This window comes from Aquitalea sp. (assembly GCF_030150775.1).
Classification (GTDB): domain Bacteria; phylum Pseudomonadota; class Gammaproteobacteria; order Burkholderiales; family Chromobacteriaceae; genus Aquitalea; species Aquitalea denitrificans.
The window spans coordinates 1-21,224 of record NZ_JASLFG010000023.1; the positions used below are offsets into that span (position 1 = coordinate 1).

The window sequence follows — 21,224 nt, forward strand, 5'->3', positions numbered from 1 at the left end:
CCCGCGCAAACTGCTCCCCATAATCAGCGCAGCTGGTGGCCATTCCAAAAGAATGGACTGAATCAGTAATGGGTAAAGTCTGAATTTTAATCAGACTGCCCGCAGAGATCGCCAAGTCTACATAGATAAGATCAGGGGAAATAAAATATGAATAAGTATGCTCGTCTGAGCCTCATCGCTGCTGCTGCCATGACCCTGGCTGCCTGCGGCAAACAAGAGCAACCGGCTGCCGGTGCTGCCTCCGCTCCTGCGGCTGCAGCTGCTGGCGGTGACGTCACCGTCAAGATCGGCCAAGTATCCCCCATGTCCGGCCCGATTTCGCACTTGGGCAAAGACAATGAATTTGGTGCCAAGCTGGCCATTGAAGACCTGAACGCCGAAGGCGTTGAGATCGGTGGCAAGAAAGTCAAATTCGAACTGGTTTCCGAAGATGACCAGGGTGATCCGAAAATCGGTACCCAGGTTGCTCAGCGCCTGGTAGATGCTGGCGTTGTTGGCGTGGTTGGTCACCTGAACTCCGGTACCACCATCCCGGCCTCCAAGATCTACTCCGACGCCGGCCTGCCGCAAATTTCCCCGTCCGCCACCAACCCGGACTACACCAAGCAAGGCTTCAAGACCACCTTCCGCGTAATTGCCAACGACGTACAGCAAGGTACTGCGCTGGGCCAGTTTGCCGCTGATGGATTGAAAGCCAAAAAGGTCGCCATCATCGACGACCGCACCGCTTACGGTCAGGGTCTGGCAGACGAGTTTGAGAAAGCCGTCAAAGCCAAAGGCCTGGACGTGGTGAAGCGTGAATTCACCACCAACACCGCGACTGACTTCAACGCCATCCTGACCTCCATCAAGGCTACCAAGCCGGACGTCGTGTTCTACGGCGGCATGGACGCACAAGCAGGCCCGCTGGCCAAGCAGATGAACCGTTTGGGCATCAAGGCCAAACTGATGGGTGGTGACGGCTGGCAGACTCCGGAATTCATCAAGCTGGCAGGTGAAGCGGCTGAAGGCCAACTGTCCTCCAGCTGCGGCGTACCGCGTGACAAGATGCCGGGCTTTACTGCCTTCAACGACAAGTTCAAGGCCAAGTTCAACACCGAAGTGCAGATCTACGCACCGTATGAATACGATGCCGTACGCGTACTGGTTGATGCCATGAAGCGTGCCAAATCCACAGATCCGAAGGTGTACCTGCCGGAAGTGGGCAAGACCGACTACACAGGCGTAACCGGCAAGATCACCTTTGATGACAAGGGCGACATCAAGAACGGTGCCGTTACCGTGTATCAGGTTAAGGGTGGCAAGTGGGAAGTGGTATCCACTGTCGGCGGCGCTCCTGCTGCTGCCAGCGCAGCCCAGTAATTCCTGCTTCACCGTGGGTAAAAGCGCAGCTTAGGCTGCGCTTTTTTCATTTTTGCCGGCACAAATGCAAGCGCGCAGTGACCGCTATCTGATCTGGATCAGCCACAGAGGTTGACGAAATGCTGCAGAACAACAAAAATGTCCGGGTCAGTGGCGTCGATTGTATCCATTCAATGCCATCAACAGACCCCACCACCCCCGGGGTATGCTGACATGAAATGCCAAAAGCTTTCGTGGCGAATGACCCTCATCAAATTCTAATTAGACCAGGGCATTTCCATGTATCTCCCACGTATTACCCTTATCACCGCTGCCGTACTGGCACTGACTGCCTGCAGCAAGCAGGAAGCTGCCGCCCCGCAACAAAATGCATCCGCTGCCGCCGGTGCCGCCGATGCCGTGGTCGTCAAGATCGGCTCTGCCAATCCGCTGACCGGCCCGTTTGCCCACTGGGGCCGCGATGCCGACAATGGCGTCAAGCTGGCCGCCGAAGAAGCCACCGCTGAAAACCTGAAACTGGACGGCAAGCCGGTCAAGTTCGAAGTGGTTTCCGAAGACGACCAGGCCGACCCGAAAACCGCCACCCAGGTGGCGCAGCGCTTTGTTGACAACAAGGTTGCCGGCGTAATCGGCCACCTGACTTCCGGCGCAGCCATTCCGGCTTCCAAGATTTACTCGGACGCAGGCATTCCGATGATTGCCGGTTCGGTGACCAGCCCCAAATTCACCGAGCAAGGCTTCAAGAACACCTTCCGCATCATTGCCAACGACCAGCAGCAGGGACAGGCGCTGGCCAAATTTGCCGTGGGTGATCTCAAGCGCGCCCGCATCGCCATCATTGACGACCGCACCACCTATGGCCAAGGCCTGGCCGATGACTTTGCCAAGTCGGTAGAAGCAGCTGGCGGCAAGGTGATCAAGCACGAATACACCACCAATAGCGCCACCGACTTCATGGCCATCCTCACCTCCATCAAGGGTGAGAAGCCGGATCTGGTGTTCTACGGTGGCATGGATGCACAAGCCGGCCCGATGGTGAAGCAGATGCGCAAGCTGGGCATTACTGCCGACTACATGGGCGCTGACGGCGTGAACACCGCTGAATTTGCCAAGCTGGGTGGCAAGGACGCAGAAGGCAGCTATGCCTCCAGCGCCGGCGCACCCAAGGAAAGCATGCCTGGCTTTGCTGCCTTCAACGACAAGTTCAAGAAGCGCTTCAATGCCGACATCCAGGCCTATGCACCGTATACCTACGATGCCACCCGCGTGATGATCGAGGCGATGAAACGTGCCGGTTCTGCCGACCCGGCCAAGTACCTGCCGGAAATCGCCAAGACCAAGCTGCAAGGCGTGACCGGCGATATCGCCTTTGACCCCAAGGGCAATATCGTCAACGGTACCGTTTCCTTGTACCAGTTGAAGAACGGCAAGTGGGAATCGGTGGCCAAGCCCACCGCAGCGGCAGCCAGCGCAGCACAATAAGCGCAGCTTCGTCCAAACAAAAACGGCAGCCACAAGCTGCCGTTTTTGCATTGCCGCCAACACTCAGTCGCGGAAGCTTGCCGTCTGTCGCGTCATGGATGCCATGGCCGCTTTCTGGATGTCTTCCGACAGCAGCATGGCCGCATTCCAGGTGGCCACATGATTGAGGCCGTCCGCCACGCTGTGATCACGCGAGTAGTTCAGCATCTCCTTGCTGCCACGCAGTGCCAGCGGCGATTTGCTTGCCATCAGCGCCGCCGTTTCCAGTGCTGCGGCCAGCACGCCATTGGCATCGGGCAAGACGCTGTTTACCAGACCAAAGCGCAATGCCTCTTCTGCCGTGACATCCCGGCCGGTCAGTGCCATTTCCCTCGCAATGCCCTGCCCGACTACCGTGGGCAGGCGCTGTAGCGTACCGACATCGGCCACCATGCCGATATCCACCTCGCGCACGGCAAATACCGCGTCTGCTGCGGCAAAGCGGAAGTCTGCCGCCAGAGCAATATCCAGCCCGCCGCCAAGACAGGCACCATGAATCGCTGCCACCACCGGCTTGCGGCAACGCTCCAGGCTGGACACATTGTCCTGCAACTGCAGGATCAGCCGCCGCAGCTTCTCGCGCTGACGCCCTTCGCACTCGTCGGCAATGGCTCCTTGAATGCCCAACAGCATGGACAGGTCGATACCGGAGCAGAAGTGCCTGCCCTGCCCGGCCAACACTACCGCGCGCACCGCAGCTTCGGCATCTGCCCACTCCATGACCGACTGCAGCTCCTGCCACATGGTCTGATTTAATGCATTGGCCTTGTCTGCGCGATTGAAGCGCACCAGAGCCACCTTATCCTGCAACTCAACATCAAAAGTCTGCCATTGCATGATTGGGCTCCTTTACTGGGGGCGTTTTTTGGGCACCCATGCCCACACCATTTCACAGATGACCGGGGATTCGCCGGATTCGTCCGTCACGGTGACGTCAACCTGTACATCACCCTTGTCCGTGGTGTACATGCTGCGAATCTGCTCGTCCGTCAGCGTGGCCACCGCCCGCATGTCACCCTGCGCGCGCTTGACGTAATTCACCTTCATCGACTTGAGCAGCATCAGCTTGTCATCCGGCACATTCATGCCCACCACAAAGCCAGTAGCCGTTTCGGCCAGTAGCGCCATGGCAGCGGCATGCACGCCCTCGATATGGTTTTGCACCTTGCGTCGGTTGCGGATGGAAACGGTCAGGCTGGTATGCCCTGCCTGTTCAAAGCGGATGCCGGATGTGGCCAGGAACGGCACAAAACGGCCAAATAGCAGCGAAAGCACCTTGCTGCGCAGGCCGACTGGCAATCTGCCCACTTTGTCGGCAATGCGACTCATGCTGTTTTTCTGATAATCCATGCGTGTTAGCCCTCTGTTTTATGTCATGGAAGTGGAACATCCAGGCCCAGCAAGGCCCGAATCTGGATTTTCAATACCTCGATCACCGCCTGGTCGGTGCGCGCCAGCTGCAGGCCGCCCTGCAAGGCTGCCAGCATCAGCAGGCCCATGGCTTCCGGCGTGCCGGCATAGCGCATGCTGCCATCAGCGCGTCCGCGTGCGGCAATGCTGACCGCCCAGTCACGCATTTCATCGACAAAGGCATTGGCTTCCTGCTGCATTTCTTCTGGCAGGGTCTGGTATTCGGTGGTCAGGATACCGCTGGGGCAGATTTGCTGGTCACGCGCGAAATAGGTATCGGTCAGGGTGTAATAACGTTCCAGCTGCTGGGCGGGAGTCAGGGCAAGCTGCGCCTCGACAAAACGCTGGAAGCGACGGCGGTAACGCTGGATCAGCGCCACGCCCAAATCAGTCTTTTTGGGGTAATGGTAATGAATGGCTGCATTACGCACCCCCAGAGCCGAACTGATGTGCTGATAGCTGAAGGCATTGTAGCCACGCGTCAGCAGCAGCTCCTCGGCGATGTCCAGGATGCGCTTGCTTGTATCGCTCTTGGCTTCGGTGGCAGGTTTCATCAGGAAACTTTACTTACTGGTTAGTAAGGTGTCAATCGAATGGCTCCAACGCTGGACAGGCATGGCATATCAGTTATGATGGAAGGCATTTGGCCAACCCTGAGACCGGACCTTTTCCGATGCGACTCAAATTCAGCAAGATGCATGGCCTGGGCAATGACTTCATGGTAATTGACGGTGTCAGACAAACCGTCTCCCTCGATACCGACAGAATCCGCCAGCTAGGCAACCGCCACTTCGGCATTGGTTTTGACCAGATGCTGCTGGTGGAATCTCCCCTGGAAGAAAACAACGACTTCCGCTACCGCATTTTCAATAATGACGGCAGTGAAGTGGAACAGTGCGGCAATGGTGCACGCTGCTTTGCCAAGTTTGTCTGCGACCAGAAACTGACCAACAAGAAGGCCATCCGGGTTGAAACCGCCAAGGGCGTCATCATTCCGGAATACCTGGGCCAGAACCAAGCCATTGTCGACATGGGCGTGCCGCGCTTCCGTCCGGTGGACATCCCCTTTGTCGCCGAAGGTGAAGCCATTACCTATCCGCTGGATACCGGCGGCTACAGTTGCGACATCAGCGTGGTATCCATGGGGAACCCGCACGCCGTCCAGGTAGTCGATAGTGTCGATACCGCGCCGGTCAAGGAGTTGGGCGCGCTGATCGAAACCCACCACCGCTTCCCCGAGAAGGTGAATGCCGGCTTCATGCAAATCGTTTCGCGTCATGAAATCCGCCTGCGTGTTTTCGAACGCGGAGCCGGCGAAACCCTGGCCTGCGGCACGGGTGCCTGCGCGGCAGTTGTGGCAGGCATTCGCCGTGGCCTGCTCGATGGCAAGGTACTGGTACATACCCGTGGTGGCGACCTGCAGATTGAATGGCATGGCGAAGGCCACCCGGTACGCATGACCGGCCCGGCCATGACTGTATTCCAGGGCGAAATCGAAGTCTGAATTGCCAATGCGCACATGCGCCGCACAAGGAGAATGTTGATGCAAAGCGAAGAGGTTCTGGCCTTTCTGGATAGCCATCCGGACTTCCTTCAGCACCATGCCGACCGCTTCGGCCTGCGCAGCCAGGTTCCACAAGACCGGGTGGTGGTTTCACTGGCCGACCGCCAGATGCTGGAACTGAAAGACCGTAACCGGCAACTGGAAGCACGCCTGCATCAACTCATCCGCCACGGCGAAGCCAATGACCAGATCATCCATAGCGCCCATCGTCTGTCGCTGGTACTGCAACGCTGCCTGAACCTGCAACAGGTAGCCGATGGACTGGCCAGTTGCTTTCATCAGGACTTCGCCCTGGATCGCATCGCATTGCGCCTGTGGCATCCGGCGGCGGAATCCTCCCCGCTATACAATGCCCGCCATGAGGTTCAGGCGCTGGCACGCAATCTGTCAGCCCCCTACTGCGGCCCCTATGTCAATGATGAGGTGCTGGGCTGGTTCCCGGCCACACCGGTACTGCAATCATTCAGCCAGATACCGCTGACCGATGCCAGTGGCACTACATTCGGCCTGCTGGTGCTGGCCAGCGATGACGCCCAGCGCTTCACCTTCGACATGCACACGCACTATCTGGCGCAAATGGGCGAGATCATTTCTGCAGCATTGCTGCGTGTACTGGGACAGGCATGACGGCAACAATCGGGGGCTGGGCTCTCATCCTGCTGCTGACTGCGTATCTGTTGCACATTCTGTGGCGGCAGATTGCAGCCCGCAGCCCGGTAGCGATTGCAGCTTTTGTTGCCGGTTATTTCCTGCTGGCGGCAATGATCCGCCTTGCCGAGCCCTACCAAGCGCTGCGCCCCATCTGGCTCCCTTTGGTCTACAGTTATGCTTGGTTGGCGATTGCAGCTGCCATCTGGCTGCCGGCATCCGCCAGCGCCAGCCGCGGCGGATTACGCTTTCCCGGAGAATCACCCCGCATCACTGCGCTGCTTGCCTCGCAACTCACGCTTGGCTTGGGCTGCCTGCTAACCTCACCGTTTTTGGACTGGCGTCCAATGGCTGCCTATATCATGCTGCCGCCGATGATCGTGGTGATCAGCTACCTGCTCTATCACTTGTTTCTGCTAGCCCTGCTGCGCAGCAAGCAAGGCAGACTCTCATGGAGCCTATTGCTGGCCAGTACATTGCTGTCGCCATTGCTCTGCAGTCTGCTGGGGGGCTGGTTAGCCCCTGTCCTGCTAGGCTGGACCTGAGCCAATATGGCAATAAAAAACCGGCGCAAGCCGGTTTTTTATTGGTCGCACACGATGGCATCAAGCCAGGACACGCTCCAGCGAAGCTGCCAGCGCAGACAGCTGCTGCATCAGCAGGCCGAATTCCGCCGGGTTGAGCGCCTGCTCACCATCACACCATGCATTGGCAGGGTCCGGATGAATATCCAGCATCAATCCGTCCGCTCCTGCTGCCAGCGCCGCCTTGGCCAGTGACGGCACCATCCACGCCTTGCCGGCTGCATGACTGGGATCGACGATTACTGGCAAATGCGTCTCACGCTTCATCACGGCAATGGCCGAGAGATCCAGCATATTGCGGTAGGCCGACTCGAAGCTACGGATGCCGCGCTCGCAGAAAATGATGTTGTGATTGCCACCGGCAGCAATGTACTCGGCGGCCATCAGCCACTCGGTCAGCGTGGAAGACGGGCCGCGCTTGAGAATGACAGGCTTGTTGATACGACCAACTTCCTTGAGCAGACCGACATTCTGCATATTGCGGGCACCGATTTCGATGACATCCACGTCGTACTCCAGAAACGTATCCAGCAACCGCACGTCCAGCAATTCGCTCACCATGGGCAAACCATGCTGGCGGGCCTGTTGCTGCAACAGCTCCAGCCCTTCCACCCCCACCCCCTGAAATGCATAGGGGCTGGTGCGCGGCTTGAAAGCGCCACCACGCAGCAATCTGCCACCATTCTGCCTCACCATCTGCGCAGACTGCGCCATCTGTTCCGGTGTTTCTACCGCAGCCGGGCCAGCAATGATATGAATGGCAGGCCCGCCAATGGCCAGGCCGCGCACCTGCACCACGCTATCCGCAGGATGCACTTCCCTTGACACGATGCGGTATTCCTTTACCACCCGCATGGCCCGCTCCACACCTTGCATCAGGGCAAAGGCATCCGGACTGAATACCCGCTCATCCCCCACCGCCCCGATGATGGTTCGCTCGGTACCACGGGAGACATGCTCGCTCAGACCGGCGGTGCGAATCTTGTCGACTACGGCCTGAATCTGCTCATCCTGTGCGTAACGGGTCATCACGATAATCATGCTGTATTCCTGCGAAAGGGATTGGGGCGGCCATGCCGACATGACAATCAGATTGTCAGGCCGACACCAATTTTATCAGAAGCCAACTGCGAACGATGTCAGCTATTTGCGCAAATGCTGCCACTGCCGGGACATGCGCCGCCCCAGGCGCGACCACACCGACGAGCGCCGCATACGGCTGCGCAACAAGGCCAGCACGCGCCGTGCCGCCTGCCAGGCCCGGGAAGCGGCAAGACGGCCGTAAACATAGGCTTTCAGGCGCATGAACAGCTGGTATGACCGGGCAAACCAGCCCACACACATGAGCTGATTGCGCGTCAGGGCAAACAGACGTGCGGCCACTGCAGTTCCCAGCAACTTGGCCAGCAGAATTACAAGCAGGCCGGATACCGCATGGCCACGGCTGATCAACAACACCGCGGCCAGCTTGACCGGCAGCAGACCCAGCACCGGCAGCAGGAACAGGCTGAGCGCCACCGGTGGCGATGCCCGGGCAATGACGGCCTCGATCTGGCGCAACACCGGCAAGCGCCCAAGCTGCGCCAGCCAGGCGGACAGTTCCTCCCAGGCAAATTCCTCGAATGCAATCAACAGGGCGGCCAGCAGCACCAGTGGTCCGCTTAGCAGGCGACGCATGCGCCAGCGCCATGTCTTGCTGCCTGTGCAGCGCTCATCGGCCATATCGATTTCCCAAGGGGCAATAACTTGCCAGATGGGGTCAGGTCCTGGCCAGATCAAGCCACTTCAACGTCTGGCGCGGCTGATAGGCACGCATGGCGTCCAGCAAGTGCTCCACATCCGGGGAATGAGAAAACAGTTCCATATTGCTGGCCGGCACAAACCCCTCCGCCACTGCATGGCGCGTCAGTGCTAGCAGTGGCTGGTAGAAGCCGGCTACATCCAGCAGGCCAACCGGCTTGTCGTGCACCGACAGCTGTGCCCAAGTCAGAATTTCAAACAACTCATCGAAGGTACCAAAACCGCCGGGCAAGGCGACAAAGCCATCGGCCAGCTCGGCCATTTTTGCTTTGCGCTGGTGCATGGTTTCCGTGACATATAGCTCGTCAAGGCCCAAGTGCGCTACTTCCTTGGCCTTGAGAAACTCCGGAATCACTCCGACCACCTTGCCACCCGCTGCCAGCGCCGCATCGGCAGCAACACCCATCAGCCCGACATTGCCCGCACCATACACCAAGGTGATGCCCTGCTCGGCTAGCGTACGACCAAATGTGGCGGCCGCCGCCACGTACTCGGGACGCGCCCCTTTGTTGGAACCACAAAACAGACAAACCGACTTCATGAAACTCTCCAAATAAGAACAGCCGGGCGGAAGCTTCCGACCCGGCTGCACAGGACATGATGCTTGCTTACAAAACCGCTTGCGGGTAAGAACCCAGCACTTTGACAAAGGAGGTCCGCTCGGACAGCCCGGCTAGCGCGGTTGCGACATTGGCGTCGTCGTGATGACCTTCCATGTCGATGAAGAACACGTAGTCCCACAAACCGGCACGCGAGGGGCGCGATTCGAACTTGGTCATGGAAACACCATTATCGGCCACTGGTGCCAGCAACTGGTGGACGGCACCCGGACGATTGGGCGCGGCCACCACAATGGAAGTCTTGTCCTGACCAGTTGCACCAACCTGCTGATTGCCCAGCACCAGAAAGCGTGTAGTGTTATTGGGCTCGTCTTCAATGTTCTCAGCCAGTTTGACCAGCCCGTAGCGCTCGGCAGCGGCCTGCCCGGCGATGGCTGCAGCCTGCGGATCTTCACCGGCCAGGCGTGCAGCCTCGGCATTGCTGGCCACCGACATGCGCTCGACATTTTCCGGCAGGTTCTTGTTCAGCCATTCGTGACATTGCGCCAGCGCCTGGGCATGAGCATACACGCGGGTAATGCCAGCCATGCCGTCTTCCTTGCGCAGCAGGTGATGATGAATGCGCAGCACCACCTCACCGCAAATACGCAAGGGGCTGCTTACCATCAGGTCCAGCGTACGGCCAACTGCGCCTTCGGTGCTGTTTTCCACCGGGGCAACCACATAATCCAGCGCGCGGGATTCCACCAGCCGGAAAGCCTCATCCACCGAGGCGCAGGCCACGGTGCGTGCGGCATGGCCAAAATGCTTGATGGCAGCCAGTTGGGTAAAGGTGCCTTCCGGTCCCAGGTAGGCAATGGATAAGGGTTTTTCCAGCGCCAGGCATTCGGACATCACCTCGCGGAACAGCCGTGCCACGCTTTCATTGGGTAGCGGACCGGGATTGAGCTGCTGGATACGGCGCAGTACCTGGGCTTCACGTTCCGGGCGATAGATGATGCCACCACCCTTGATTTCACCGATCTCGCGAGCATGACTGGCACGGCTGTTAAGCAGATGGAGAATCTGGGCATCGATGGAGTCGATGGCGTCGCGGTGTTGCTTCAGCAGTTCTTCTGACACGTAATCAATCTTTCACTATGACAAACTGGCCTTTTCCAATCTGGTAAGTTTCCGCGAGATAGCCTTCCGTCGCAAGCACCAGTCGAATGAAATCTGCACATTCGCTTGCATGCGACAGGACATTATCCACCACGATCAGCCCACCCGGACGCAGAATCCTGCACAGATCTGGCCAGTAATCGGTATATCGGCTGCGATCTGCGTCCAGAAACACCAGATCCACGCTGCCAGCTTCAGCTGTCTGCAAATAGTTGGCAGCATCCAGACAATGCAGATCCACCTTGTGCTGCAGAGCAAAATCCTGCAAATGCCGCGCCGCCTGTTGCTGTTTGGCCGGCAGAATATCCAGACTACTGATGCGGCCCGCACGATCACGCAAGGCCAGCGCCAGCCACAGGGTGGAATAACCGTTGGATGTGCCGATCTCCAGCACATGCTGCGGATTGGCATGCCGCAATAGCTGGTAGAGGAAGCGCCCGGTATCCGGCGTGATGAACAGGTTTTTCAATGCGCGTTCGGTCGTGACGGCATCATGATGCTCACCCTGCTCCCAAATGGCGTGCAAACGCGCAAACATCTCACTACTCAGCATGAGTTCTCCTAGAAAATCAGAAACAGGCGGTAATCAGATCAGCAAAGGCCATAACGAAGCGTGGCTGCTGATACATCAACAGCAAAACCAGCAAGGCAAGCAGCGCCAACGCCACACCGAGCACGGTTTTCATGCCGCAGCCTTGTCGGCAAAGGCCGCAGAGGCACGCTCGCGAATCGGCAGGTTAGCCAGGGCAGCCAGAACGCCCAGCACAATGGCAATGCCCCACACGATGTTGTAATTGCCATTCAGGTCGTACAGTTTCCCACCCAGCCACACCCCAAGAAAGCTACCCACCTGATGGGAAAAAAATACCGCACCGGACAGCATGCCCAGGTGCTGCACACCAAACTGGCTGGCAATCACGCCATTGGTCAGCGGCACGGTGGATAGCCACAAAAAGCCCATTACAGCAGCAAACACCAGGACTGAAGGTACTGATAAGGGCAAGAGCAGGAACAGGCCGATGGCAATGCTGCGCGCCAGATAGATACCGGCAAGCAGCGGCGGCTTGGCATAGCGGCTGCCAGCTTCGCCGAAAATGAAAGTGCCAAAAATATTGAACAGGCCGATCAGCGCCAGTGCCAGACTGGCGATATTGCCGCCCATGCCGTGATCGCGCAGATAAGCGGGCAGATGCACGCCAATGAACACGACCTGGAAACCACAAACGAAATAACCAGCCATCAGCAATCGAAAGCCCTTTTCGGTCCAGGCGCGGCTGAATGTATGCAACATCCCCTGCAGCAAGTGCGGATGGGTGTGTGGCTGCGCCGTCTGCGGCAGTGACGCAGCCTGATGGGTAAGTGATCGTCCCAATGGCAGCATCAACAAGGCACAAGCCCCCAGCACCAGCAAGGCGGGGATCCAGCCCATGCCGTCGATCAGCGAGCGCTCGATCGGCACCATGGCAAACTGACCGAAAGAACCCGCAGCGGCGGTCAGGCCCATGGCACGCGAACGATAGGCTGCCGGCACGGTACGGCCCAGTACGCCAAAGATCACACTATAGGTGGTTCCGGACAGCGCCAGCCCCAGTAGCACACCGGCCGACAGGGAGAACATAACCGGGCTGGCCGACACCGTCATCAGCAACAAGCCAAGTGCGTACAGCAGACCACCGCCCAGCAGCACTTTGCCTGGGCCATGACGGTCTGCCAGTGCGCCGGCAAACGGCTGGGCCAGACCCCAGATCAGGTTCTGCATGCCCAATGCAAAGGCAAAGCTTTCGCGGGTCCAGCCAAAGGCACTGGTCATGGGCGGCATGAAAAAACCGAAGCCATGGCGAATGCCCATGGCCAGTGACACGATGAGGCCGCCCGCAAGCAGCAAGCGTTGAATGGAGCGGTCCATGGAATGATTTCCGATATTGTTATGGTCATCCATCATAAAACCGCTGCGCACAAGAAAAAACCCGTGTTGGCCACGGGTTTTTGCACACAGTGTAGCGATAGCAGAACAATCTGCCCTATCACATCGTCGTCAGCCGTTCTGGCGGGCAAAGTCCTGCATGAAGCTGGCCAGCGCCTTTACACCCTCAATCGGCATGGCGTTGTAGATGGAGGCGCGCATGCCACCCACCACGCGGTGGCCCTTGAGCTGGATCAGACCGTTCTTGCGCGCTTCCATCAGGAAGCTTTCTTCCAGCGCATTGTCCTTCAGGCGGAACACAACATTCATGCGCGAACGGAAGGGTTCGTCGATATGGGTGGTATAGAAGCCTTCGCTGGCCTGAATGGTGTGATACAGCAAACCGGCCTTTTCTGCATTGCGGCTTTCCATGCCCTTTACCCCGCCCTGCTGCTTCAGCCATTTGAACACCAGGCCGGCGATATAGATGGGATAGGTGGCCGGGGTGTTGTACATGGAGTCGGCGTCGGCATGCACCTGATAGTTGAGCATGGTGGGCAGGTCGGCACGAGCACGACCCAGCAGGTCTTCACGCACCAGTAGCACCACCAGGCCGGACGGGCCGATATTCTTCTGCGCGCCGGCATAGATCAAGCCGAACTTGCTGACATCCACTTCACGTGACAGGAAGTCGGACGACATGTCACAAACCAGCGGCACGCCTTCGTCAGACGGTACGAAGGGGAATTGCAAACCGCCGATGGTTTCATTGGAGGTGTAGTGCAGGTAGGCGGCATTCGGGTCGCGCTGCCAGGTATTTTCTGCCGGGATGTAGGAGAAGTTGCGGTCTTCGCTACTAGCCACCACGTTGACACTGCAATAGCGGCGTGCTTCCTTGATGGCCAGCTTGGACCAGTGGCCGGTATTGACGATGTCGACTGATTGTTTGCCGCCCAGCAGGTTGAGCGGCACCATGGAAAACTGCATGGAGGCACCACCCTGCAGGAACAATACCTTGTAACCGGCGGGTACGTGCATCAGCTCGCGCAGATCCTGCTCGGCATCATGGATGATTTCCATGAATTCCTTGCCGCGATGGCTCATTTCCATCACGCACATGCCGGAGCCGTGCCAGTCCAGCATTTCACTCTGGGCTTGCGCCAGAACATCGTGGGGCAAAACTGCCGGTCCGGCGGAAAAGTTATACACCTTGGCCATGTCTGTCCTCAGTCATTGCTTCAAACTTGCGGCATGACCCGGCAGGCCATGCCTGTGTGTCACTGCGTCAGCAGAAAGTGGGCCCGTGCCACAGCCACCGGCTTGCGGCGGTCTTCTTGCCAGGCCTCTATCAATACATGTGCTACGCGCTTGCCCTGTTTGGTGATCTCGCAATGGGCGAACAGGGTTTGCGGTCGGCCGGAACGCAGGTAGTCGAGGGAAAAATCGACAATCTTGGGTGCTTCCAGCGATTCACGATGCCAGATCAGATGCAGCAGCGCGGCATTCTCCAGAAAGCCGCCAATCAGCCCGCCGTGCAGTGCCGGCAGAACCGTGTTGCCGACATTGCGCTCGGCGAAAGGTAACTGGAACAGCAGCTCGCCTGCTTCGTCTTCCAGCATTTCCACCCCCATCAGTCGGGCATAGGGAATGGCGTCAATCAGGGCGGTGAAGTCCTTGGCGTCGCGCAGTGCGGCCAGCTTTTCCATGAAATCGCTCATGGTTTTGGTTCCTGCAACATCGAGGCGCGACTGGATTCACGCATGAAAGTGGCTACGCCATGGGCGATGGGGTCGGCGGGGTCGTCGTGATAGCACACCGCACGGGTGAAGGCGATCTGGCTGGCCAGGCGGTAACACTCGGCACGGCAGTGGATGGCCTTGCCCGGTGTGGCTGCCTTCAGGTAGTCGATGCGCAGGTCCAGCGTGGCGATGGTTTCAAAATCCGGCAGGCAGGCGGTGACCGAAACGGCACTGGTGGTATCCACCAGCGAGGTGATCACCCCGCCGTGGATGGTGCCGCTGGCAGGGTTGCCCACCAGGTCTTCCCGCCACTCCACCTTGAGCACCGGGCGGCGACCCTCGGTGCCCAGATACTGGAAACCAAGGGTGGCACAGTGCGGCAGGGAGACGAAGAGCTTGCTCATCGTCTCCAGCACCTGCGGATTGGCAGGTGTTGCCGTCATGCCTCGGCATCCCCTGCGCTGGCGGCGTCGGCTGCCGGTGCGGCGACATCTTCACCGTTGGCTGCATCGCCATCGACAACCTCGACTTCCTCGTCGGATTCGCCTTCTGCCACCTTTTCCAGGCCGATCAGCTTCTCGCCCTCGTCCAGGTTGATCAGGCGCACGCCCTGTGCCGAACGGCCGGTTTCACGCACTTCGGATACCTTGGTGCGGATCAGCACGCCGCCGGTGGTGATCAGCATCACGTCGTCGCTGTCTTCCACCAGGCTGGCGGCCACCAGCTTGAGGCCGGTCTTGTCGGTCAGGTCCATCGCAATCACACCCTGAGTGCCACGGCTGGTATGACGGAACTCGCCGGTGCGGGTACGTTTGCCATAACCGCCATCACTGGCAGTCAGCACTTGCTGCTCTTCCGAATTGGTCACCAGCAGGGAAATCACCTGCTGGCCTTCGCCCAGCATCATGCCGCGCACGCCACCGGCAGTACGGCCCATGGCGCGCACATTGGTTTCGCTGAAGCGCACGGCTTTGCCGGCATCGGAGAACAGCATGATCTGGTCGTTGCCGGAAGTCAGTGCCACGCCGATCAGGTTGTCGCCCTCATCCAGGCGCACGGCGATGATGCCGGCAGTACGCGGACGGGAGAAGGCTTCCAGCGGGGTTTTCTTCACGGTGCCGTTGGCGGTACACATGAAGATGAACGGGCCTTTGGCCTTGAGGGCGGCGGCTTCATCATCTTCGTTGTCGTCGCATACGGCATCAGCATCGGTGAAGGCCTTGATCGGCAGCAGTGCGTTGATCTTCTCGCCATCGGCCAGCGGCAGCACATTCACCATCGGCTTGCCGCGGCTGTTGCGACCGCCTTGCGGCAGATCGTAAACCTTGATCCAGTAGCAGCGACCCTTGCTGGAGAAGCACAGCACGTAGTCGTGGGTGTTGGCCACGAACAGGGTGTCGATGAAATCGTCATCCTTGGTGGCGGCAGCCTGCTTGCCACGACCGCCACGGCGCTGCGAGCGGTAATCGTCGATCGGCTGGGTCTTGATGTAGCCGGTGTGGGAGATGGTCACCACCATGTCTTGCGGGGTGATCAGGTCCTCGATATTGATGTCGCCGCCAAACGGTTCGATTTCCGAACGACGGCCGTCGCCGAACTGGGTCTTGATGGCCAGCAGTTCGTCGCCGATGATCTGGTTGATGCGCTCCGGACGTTCCAGAATGTCGATCAGGTCCAGGATAATGGCCATGATGTCGCGGTATTCGCCGACGATCTTGTCCTGCTCCAGGCCGGTCAGGCGTTGCAGACGCATTTCCAGAATGGCCTGGGCTTGCGCGTCGGACAGACGGTAGCCATCCGGGTGCAGGCCGAACTCGGCATCCAGCCCGTCCGGGCGTGCCTTGCTCTGGTCCACGCGGGACAGCATTTCTTCCACCAGCTCCGAGCGCCACGGGCGCGCCATCAGCGCCACCTTGGCAGCCGGCGGGGTTTCCGAGGCCTTGATCAGGGCAATGATGTCATCCACGTTGGACAGCGCAACGGCCAGGCCTTCCAGGATGTGGCCACGCTCGCGCGCCTTGCGCAGTTCGTAGATGGTGCGGCGGGTAACGACTTCGCGGCGGTGACGCAGGAATTCGTCGATGATCTGCTTCAGGTTCAGCAGGCGCGGCTGGCCATCGACCAGGGCCACCATATTGATGCCGAAGCTGTCTTGCAGCTGGGTAAGCTTAAACAGGTGATTGAGCACCACTTCCGGCATTTCGCCGCGCTTGAGCTCGATCACGATGCGCATGCCGGACTTGTCCGACTCGTCGCGCAGATCGGAAATGCCCTCGATCTGTTTGTCGCGCACCAGTTCGGCAATGCGTTCCAGCAGGCGCGACTTGTTCACCTGGTACGGAATCTCGTCGACGATGATGGCCTGACGGTCACCCTTGCCGATGTCTTCAAAGTGGGTGCGGGCGCGCATGATGACGCGGCCGCGACCGGTACGGTAGCCCTCTTTCACCCCGGCGGTGCCGTAGATGATGCCGGCAGTGGGGAAGTCCGGTGCCGGAATGATGTCGATCAGCTCATCGATGGTCAGTTCCGGATTGGCCAGCAGCGCCAGACAGGCATCCACCACTTCGGTGAGGTTGTGCGGCGGAATGTTGGTGGCCATGCCCACGGCAATGCCGGAGGAGCCGTTGATCAGCAGGTTGGGGATCTTGGCCGGCAGGATCAGCGGTTCGTGTTCGGAGCCGTCGTAGTTGGGCCCGAAATCCACGGTTTCCTTGTCGATATCCGCCAGCAGCTCGTGCGCAATGCGCGCCATGCGGATTTCGGTGTAACGCATGGCAGCCGCGCTATCGCCATCCACCGAGCCGAAGTTGCCCTGGCCATCCACCAGCGGGTAACGCAGGCTGAAGTCCTGCGCCATGCGCACGATGGTGTCGTAAACAGCCGAGTCACCGTGCGGGTGATATTTACCGATGACATCGCCTACGATACGCGCCGATTTCTTGTAGGCGCGGTTCCAGTCGTTGGAAAGTTCGTGCATGGCAAACAGCACGCGACGATGTACCGGTTTGAGGCCATCACGCACATCGGGAAGCGCCCGGCCCACGATCACGCTCATGGCGTAATCCAGGTAGGAGCGGCGCATTTCCTCTTCGAGGCTGATTGGGATCGTTTCCTTGGCGAAAAGCTGATCTGTCATGGGTAAATGGCTATCTTTTCAGGAATCAAAAATAAGCCCGATTCTACCACGTCCACCCCGCCAGCGCATGCCTTGTCTCAGCCGGCCCACCTGCTGCGGCAGCCATTTCCCCCATCCCGGCAGGCAGCACCTGCTGCGTCAGGCACTTAGCATGCAAAAGTGTCCGCTGCGACACCCCCAAAGCAGCTGGGAAAATCACCGGCCCGCATGCAACAAAACGCCATACGCATGCAAAACGGGCCGCCTGCCTGCGCAAGCGACCCGTCCGACCCGAACCAGTCACAGCTCAGGATGATTGGTGCGAACTACCGAATTCCCAGCTCATCGCCCAGGCATAGAAGGCAATCAGCATCATCACGTTCAGCATCAGGCTGAACAGGATGAACAGCAAGGGCATGAACATCAGCGAGCCAAAGTGCATGACCAGCGCCGCCAGAAAGTAATGCAGCGGTGCCTCCACCAGCAGATAAGCCATGGAAATCGCGGTCAGCAGAATCTTCTCCACGATGGGCTTATTCAGGATGTTGAAGGTGATGCTGTGAATCCACGGCACCAGAAAGGTCAGGATCAACACCGTTTCCAGGCAGGTGTGATGGTATTCCGGCAGAGAGTGGCTGAAACCGGCCGGATACAGCGCAAAGAACAGGCAAGCGCTGCCATGCACGATGACAATCAGTCGCAGCACATAGCGCATGGGCGTGTTTTCCTTGTTGATCAGGAAAGACAGCACCAGCAACACCACACAAGCCACGCAATTGAGCCACCACTGCCAGTAGCTGGGCACCGTGGCAGACAGCTCCAGCCAGGGCAAGGCAATCATCGGATGCAATGGCCAACCGGCAATCACCTGACTGGACAAATCCGCCGGCACACTGCTTATGCCTATGCTCCACGCTGTCAACCAATGCCAGAACTGCATCACCTGCGGCAGGAACTGCAGCAGGATCAGATCAAACAGTACCGGCAGGCCGATGATCTCCACCCAGCGCACCCGGGTGAAACGCTCGGTACGCATGGCGCGGTGACTCTGAATGACGCCACCGGCATAGCCGGTGGTGCGCATCGCATTGAGCAAGGCCAGACGTGGCTTCAGACTCATGGCAGATCCCAGAATACCGCCATGGAACCACCGGAGCGCTGATAGTAGGTGCCATGGTAATAATCCACCGTGGCATGCACACCCCAGTGCGGGCCAACCCACTCCTTCCAGCCCAGGCTGTAATACTGGCTGTCAAACACTTGCTGGGTAGTGCTGTTACCAATCGGCATATAACCTTCACTACCGGAGTTCACCGACAGCACGATCTGACGCCAGCGGTCGCGGCCATAAGTCACCGCGCCGTAGCCCTGGGTGGAAATGACGCTACCCGGATTACTCAGATTGCGGTGAATGCCGCCCTCCACCACCCATGGGCCGTCAAAGTAATAGACAAAGCCCAGGGTGTAGACCCGATCACTATAGCCCTGACGATTGTCGTTGTAGGCAAAGCCAAAAGTGGACACCAGATTGCGCTCCGGCAGCCACTTGCGGTTGATGGCTGCGCCGTAGTGCTTGTCCGCCCAGAAAGTGCCGGCACTACTCTTGCCAAACTCCAGCCGGCCATACCAGTCCGGATTGATGTCGTGATTCCAACCGCCATTGAAGGCTGTCCCGGACTCACCAAAACGGTGGTCGTTCTGCACGATCCAGTCAAACACATTGGCGGTATCGGTTTGCCACACACCGGAAACAAACGCGCTGTTCCAGTCGCCGTTGCCACCGCTGACATGATGACCGCCACCGCCCACTTCAATACTGCGACTCATGGAATATGGCCCTGCCACTTCCGGGGCCGCTGCATCCGCAGCAGCCTCACTGGCAACCGGAGCCGCCACCGGGGCTGCATCTTCCGCAACGGCGACAGCGCTGCACAGTACGCTGGCAAGCATCAGTGCATAGTGTTTTTGTTTGAATTTCATTCTTCCCCTCACTGAGAATTGCCTGTTGGCGGTAGGTAATCGATTTGTAAATCCTTGCCGGAACGCGCGGTCACACGCCATCCTTGCGGAGTTTCTTCCAGACGGGCATCGCCGGCAGTCAACAACGGTCGCCCCGTCACGCTATCTTTGGGCAGCAGCCAGCTTTGCTCGGCCAGCGACTGCGGATTGTGCGCCTGAATGCGCAGGCGTCCATCAGTGGCACCTGCCAGCGGACGGGCTTGCCACGTGGTCAGTTCGCGCCGGGACAGGAAGCGCGCAAGACCGGTCATGGTATACCAGCGGAATTGACCACTGGCGTGCAGGCTGGCGGTCTGCGCCAGCCAGCTGGCGGCAGCATTCTGGTAGAAATACACCCCCGGCGGATGGAAATACACCAGACGCGCCTCGCCCTGATCCACCACGAAACGGGTCATGGCCTGCAGCCAGGCTTGCATGCGCGGCTGACCGTAATCGTTGCGCACTCCTTCCTCAAACGAAGCCACGCTGCCATCAGCCGAAACCGGGAATGACCAGGGACGGTCGTGCATATTGGCCGGGTCTACATAAGAGCGCGTAGGCCCCATGGACAGGTTGGCTACCTGGTAATAGGCAATCACACCATGCTTGCGCAGCCAGTCGGTCACCCAGGAAGGCTGGTTGCCGTTTGGTGCCGAGTATTCGGTCAGCGGCTGGTGAATGACGTTTTCCAGATCCTGCTTGTTGTGCTCCAGATAAGGTGTCCACTCCGCCGCATTGTGTTCGTTCACATTGAAGGCAAAGTAGTTATGCGCCCAGCCGCCATGTGCGCCAATCTCGTTCCCCATTCCCTTGAGCCGGCTTACCACAGCCTGCGCCTTGGCATTGTTTGCCAGATCCATGCCCAGATGATCGCCAGGGCGATTGGTATCCGGGCCAGTCGTAAAGTGGATGGAGTACGGACCTTGCTTCAGGAAGCCGATCTTCTCCAGCATGTCGATATAAGGCAGCGCATTGGCAGCATCCACGTGCCAGTTCATCACCAGGCCGCCAATACCGTCCGGCACCGCAGAGAGCCGGGGCAGATGCAGCACCTGACGATTGAAGAAGGCAAGGAAGGAATGCAGCCACAGGCCATCCGTGCGCACGGCCAGATAAGTCACTGGCAAATTGACAAACAGCACCTTGCCTTTGCCATAGCTACGCAGACCAGCCAGCACCGAACCGTCGCGCCCTTCTGCCATCAACTTGCCAGGAAAGCGGCCGCGGGTTTCAAAGTAGCTGAACGCCGCATTGTCATAGCCATAAGTCGTGGCCTGCAGCCAACCGCTGCCACTGGCGGTATAGGGCTGGAAACGACCGGGGGCAATGCCCAGATCCTGCAGCGTCGATGGCGGCACCAGCAGGGCATCGTTATGGATCATGCCCTTGCCCCTTTCCTGGAACAGCAGGTACTCCACGCCCACCAAGCGGGTCAGCTCGGCTCGCTCCAGAAAGCGGCCTTCTGCATTTTCGGTAGCGGCATCGTAATTGAGCCACAACGCGCCACCCTGGCGCACATACTCTTCCAGCACACTGCCCAGTGCCGGGCTGATGTAGCGATGGATGCTGTCCGGCAACACCACGCCACGAATCTGCGCCCGCTGTGCCGCATCCAGCCCGACAAAGTCACTGGCACGCATCTGCGACATCAAGACGCCGCTTTCGGCGGCAGCATCCTGCCAGGCCAGTACATACTTTTGCGACGGCGCATTATCCGGCAGCAATAACACCATGCCCACGGCAGGTGCCGGCATATTGCGGCTACGCTGCCAATGCCAGCCCAGACTGACCAGCAAAGCCAGCACCAGAATCACCACCAGCCAGACCCATTTGGGCCACTGCTGTACTTTTATCAA

General features: G+C 58.9%; 21 protein-coding genes. 5 read left to right on the top strand and 16 right to left on the bottom strand.

Going from position 1 to position 21,224, the window contains the following annotated elements; all coding sequences use genetic code 11:
- Positions 1–147 precede the first annotated feature (147 nt).
- The gene (locus QVF59_RS06875; RefSeq protein WP_159876720.1) at positions 148–1,362 is read left to right on the top strand and encodes a branched-chain amino acid ABC transporter substrate-binding protein; all 1,215 of its coding nucleotides are present in this window, start codon (positions 148–150) and stop codon (positions 1,360–1,362) included.
- A gap of 279 nt (positions 1,363–1,641) precedes the next feature.
- Positions 1,642–2,844, top strand: a complete 1,203-nt coding sequence (locus QVF59_RS06880; protein ID WP_287878291.1) for a branched-chain amino acid ABC transporter substrate-binding protein — start codon at positions 1,642–1,644, stop codon at positions 2,842–2,844.
- A 63-nt stretch (positions 2,845–2,907) separates the two neighbouring features.
- On the opposite strand, the gene QVF59_RS06885 is transcribed toward QVF59_RS06880, so the two are convergent.
- From QVF59_RS06885 to QVF59_RS06895, 3 genes are read right to left on the bottom strand one after another with little or no spacing between them, the layout of a single operon-like run.
- Positions 2,908–3,720, bottom strand: a complete 813-nt coding sequence (locus QVF59_RS06885) for a crotonase/enoyl-CoA hydratase family protein (protein ID WP_287878293.1) — start codon at positions 3,718–3,720, stop codon at positions 2,908–2,910.
- A gap of 12 nt (positions 3,721–3,732) precedes the next feature.
- Positions 3,733–4,212: a DUF4442 domain-containing protein gene (locus QVF59_RS06890; RefSeq protein ID WP_287878296.1), complete on the bottom strand. Its 480-nt coding sequence runs from the start codon at positions 4,210–4,212 to the stop codon at positions 3,733–3,735.
- A gap of 44 nt (positions 4,213–4,256) precedes the next feature.
- Entirely contained in the window at positions 4,257–4,847 is a 591-nt protein-coding gene (locus QVF59_RS06895; RefSeq protein ID WP_287878299.1) for a TetR/AcrR family transcriptional regulator, read from the bottom strand.
- A 119-nt stretch (positions 4,848–4,966) separates the two neighbouring features.
- Between QVF59_RS06895 and dapF the strand changes: the two genes are divergently transcribed.
- The 3 genes from dapF to QVF59_RS06910 are packed head-to-tail and all read left to right on the top strand — an operon-like array spanning position 4,967 to position 7,050.
- Positions 4,967–5,797, top strand: a complete 831-nt coding sequence (gene dapF, locus QVF59_RS06900) for a diaminopimelate epimerase (RefSeq protein WP_159876709.1) — start codon at positions 4,967–4,969, stop codon at positions 5,795–5,797.
- Between the two features lie 39 nt (positions 5,798–5,836).
- Positions 5,837–6,484 carry a DUF484 family protein gene (locus QVF59_RS06905; protein WP_287878303.1) on the top strand — a complete coding sequence of 216 codons (648 nt, stop codon included), beginning with the start codon at positions 5,837–5,839 and terminating at the stop codon, positions 6,482–6,484.
- A complete protein-coding gene (locus QVF59_RS06910; protein WP_159876703.1) occupies positions 6,481–7,050 on the top strand; it encodes a hypothetical protein in 570 nt (189 codons plus the stop codon). Before QVF59_RS06905 ends, QVF59_RS06910 begins: the two co-directional genes overlap by 4 nt.
- A gap of 60 nt (positions 7,051–7,110) precedes the next feature.
- Here the strand turns inward: QVF59_RS06910 and aroF are convergent, their stop codons facing one another.
- The 13 genes from aroF to QVF59_RS06975 form a co-directional block, all read right to left on the bottom strand.
- Positions 7,111–8,130 (bottom strand): 3-deoxy-7-phosphoheptulonate synthase, encoded by a 1,020-nt coding sequence (gene aroF, locus QVF59_RS06915; RefSeq protein ID WP_287878306.1) that lies wholly within the window; start codon positions 8,128–8,130, stop codon positions 7,111–7,113.
- A 102-nt stretch (positions 8,131–8,232) separates the two neighbouring features.
- Positions 8,233–8,811, bottom strand: a complete 579-nt coding sequence (locus QVF59_RS06920) for a hypothetical protein (protein ID WP_159876696.1) — start codon at positions 8,809–8,811, stop codon at positions 8,233–8,235.
- A 37-nt stretch (positions 8,812–8,848) separates the two neighbouring features.
- The gene (locus QVF59_RS06925) at positions 8,849–9,430 is read right to left on the bottom strand and encodes an LOG family protein (RefSeq protein WP_159876693.1); all 582 of its coding nucleotides are present in this window, start codon (positions 9,428–9,430) and stop codon (positions 8,849–8,851) included.
- A 67-nt stretch (positions 9,431–9,497) separates the two neighbouring features.
- Positions 9,498–10,571, bottom strand: a complete 1,074-nt coding sequence (gene pheA / locus QVF59_RS06930; protein WP_159876690.1) for a prephenate dehydratase — start codon at positions 10,569–10,571, stop codon at positions 9,498–9,500.
- A gap of 4 nt (positions 10,572–10,575) precedes the next feature.
- Positions 10,576–11,163, bottom strand: a complete 588-nt coding sequence (locus QVF59_RS06935) for an O-methyltransferase (RefSeq protein WP_159876687.1) — start codon at positions 11,161–11,163, stop codon at positions 10,576–10,578.
- A gap of 129 nt (positions 11,164–11,292) precedes the next feature.
- Positions 11,293–12,516: an MFS transporter gene (locus tag QVF59_RS06940; RefSeq protein ID WP_287878310.1), complete on the bottom strand. Its 1,224-nt coding sequence runs from the start codon at positions 12,514–12,516 to the stop codon at positions 11,293–11,295.
- Positions 12,517–12,645: 129 nt separating this feature from the next.
- Positions 12,646–13,731 carry a 3-phosphoserine/phosphohydroxythreonine transaminase gene (serC, locus tag QVF59_RS06945; RefSeq protein WP_287878312.1) on the bottom strand — a complete coding sequence of 362 codons (1,086 nt, stop codon included), beginning with the start codon at positions 13,729–13,731 and terminating at the stop codon, positions 12,646–12,648.
- Between the two features lie 59 nt (positions 13,732–13,790).
- Positions 13,791–14,231, bottom strand: a complete 441-nt coding sequence (locus QVF59_RS06950; protein ID WP_287878314.1) for a PaaI family thioesterase — start codon at positions 14,229–14,231, stop codon at positions 13,791–13,793.
- Positions 14,228–14,695, bottom strand: coding sequence for a PaaI family thioesterase (locus QVF59_RS06955; RefSeq protein ID WP_159876676.1), 468 nt, complete (start codon positions 14,693–14,695; stop codon positions 14,228–14,230). Before QVF59_RS06955 ends, QVF59_RS06950 begins: the two co-directional genes overlap by 4 nt.
- On the bottom strand, positions 14,692–17,391 hold the full coding sequence (gene gyrA / locus QVF59_RS06960) for a DNA gyrase subunit A (RefSeq protein WP_287878317.1): 2,700 nt from the start codon (positions 17,389–17,391) through the stop codon (positions 14,692–14,694). Before gyrA ends, QVF59_RS06955 begins: the two co-directional genes overlap by 4 nt.
- Before the next feature lie 286 nt (positions 17,392–17,677).
- Complete coding sequence (locus QVF59_RS06965; RefSeq protein ID WP_159876670.1) at positions 17,678–18,490, bottom strand: hypothetical protein; 813 nt, start codon at positions 18,488–18,490, stop codon at positions 17,678–17,680.
- A complete protein-coding gene (locus tag QVF59_RS06970) occupies positions 18,487–19,350 on the bottom strand; it encodes a YaiO family outer membrane beta-barrel protein (protein WP_287878319.1) in 864 nt (287 codons plus the stop codon). The genes QVF59_RS06965 and QVF59_RS06970 overlap by 4 nt, the downstream gene beginning before the upstream one ends.
- 8 nt (positions 19,351–19,358) lie before the next feature.
- Positions 19,359–21,224 (bottom strand): polysaccharide deacetylase family protein, encoded by a 1,866-nt coding sequence (locus tag QVF59_RS06975; RefSeq protein ID WP_287878322.1) that lies wholly within the window; start codon positions 21,222–21,224, stop codon positions 19,359–19,361.